Origin of the sequence: Desulfatibacillum alkenivorans DSM 16219 (assembly GCF_900142135.1) — a bacterium.
Lineage (GTDB): Bacteria > Desulfobacterota > Desulfobacteria > Desulfobacterales > Desulfatibacillaceae > Desulfatibacillum > Desulfatibacillum alkenivorans.
In genome coordinates, this window is record NZ_FQZU01000095.1 from 1 (window position 1) to 1,681 (window position 1,681).

Annotated in this window: 1 protein-coding gene; it reads right to left on the reverse strand. The window is 54.3% G+C overall.

The window, feature by feature from the left end; genetic code table 11:
• The coding region (locus BUE18_RS27150) for a DUF3592 domain-containing protein (RefSeq protein ID WP_139265001.1) at positions 1-1,457 on the reverse strand (1,457 nt) is incomplete at its 3' end.
• Positions 1,458-1,681 lie beyond the last annotated feature (224 nt).

A 1,681-nucleotide genomic window follows, 5' to 3' on the forward strand; every position in this document is an offset into this window, starting at 1 on the left:
CCCCGCCTGTACGAGGCGGCTTCCGTCCCTGTCAGCGTCAAGGTGAACCGGCTGATTCTGCTTGCGCTGCCTTTGAACTCCCAGCTGAAGGATACCTCGTCCCCTATGCAGATGAAGTCGGAAAACAGGGTGATTGTCAGCTTGGGGTTAAACGCAGCCAGGACGGCGTGAAAAAAACCGAAGATAATGGCGATCCCTATGAGAACGAAAATCGAAATGAAAATCGTAAACCCGATGGACCCGTTTCCGCTCATCCAACCTTTGACGCATTGGAATACGGCGACCCCGACAATGCCGTTCCAGAAGACGGCGGCGAAAAGAGACCCGAAAACTTTGAACCAGGGCGAATACTTGGGCTTCAGGATGGTCATTCCGCCGCCGGATACACCAGCGTTCTCGCCCTTGAAGGACTCTGAAAAACCGGCTGCTTGGGAGCGCTTTCGGCTTCGGGTATACGAGGGCCGCTTATCCTTCGCTCCGAACAGGGAGTATAGAATCCCGACGCCGCCCACAATCATAAAAATAAGCGGCAGAATGGCAAACCAGGCCATGCCCCCCAGGGACTTGCTCAGCACGGCTTCGGAAGGATCGTCGGGGTTGACGTAGCATACGGCCTGGGATCCCGCCGGATAGCGCCTGACAATTTCCTTTTTGCCCGAATACCCGCTGGAAGACCCGGTCATGAAGCTGTATTGGCTGGAGCGATAGCCCCGGCCGTTTGCTTCATAGGAATACAGGATGTCCACGCTGTAGGTGTCGCCGTCGTCGCCGTCATGGGTTTGCACCCGGCTGGACAGGATGGTGCATTCGGTTCGTTTCCAATCACCGGAGGTGAGGGAGTTTATCCAGGGAGATAAAAAGAAAAAATAGCCTATCAGACTTCCCGCCAGAAAAAATACGCTGAAAAAAGCAGCCCCGCCAAGGCGGCCTTTCCAGGAGGAACCCCCGTCCGCCTTGGAGCGGACTTGACGCTCGGGCTTGGATGAACTCGTCCAGGCGGCAATAAACACCCCGCCTCCGATCAGGACGAAAATCATTGGAAGAAGAACGGCAAAACCCATAGCCAAGCTGGAAAACTCCAGGATGGACTGGCCCGGCATTTTGGGATTGACGTAGCACCAAGTTTCCCCGCCAGGGGCGTATTTCCTGGCTTTGGCGTCCGCCTCGCCCACCTTGGAAAACACATTGTCGTCTTTCAGGTTCAGCTTATAGGAGGCCCATTCCCTGCCGTTAAAATCGTACTGATAGCCCACCCGGAACCGGTAGCCGTCCCGCACCACGTCCACCTGGCTTTCCATGATCACGCAGGGGGTTTTGGTCCAGCTTCGGGTCTGGTAATTGGCCCAAACGTCCGTGAGGATCATGTAGGCGAAAAAGCCTCCCGCCGCCATAAAAATCAGCCCGAACAGGCTCATGAACAAGCGTTGAGTGATGCCGGTTTTTCCGTCAGCAGTCATAGTTTTTTATTCCTTGGAAAATGTGAGGCGGAGGATTCCTGGCAAATCCCTTTTCCCCTATACCACACACCCTTTTGGATCGTAAACCACAGCACTCTGATTCCGGCATGCTTAACCGGAATCTCATATATGATGGCCCGGCAAAAAGTTTCCGGGATTAATGCCCCCACAATCAGGGCCGGTTTTTTGTTGTTTTTATAGGGAATAATGCTTGCCGCAGGATC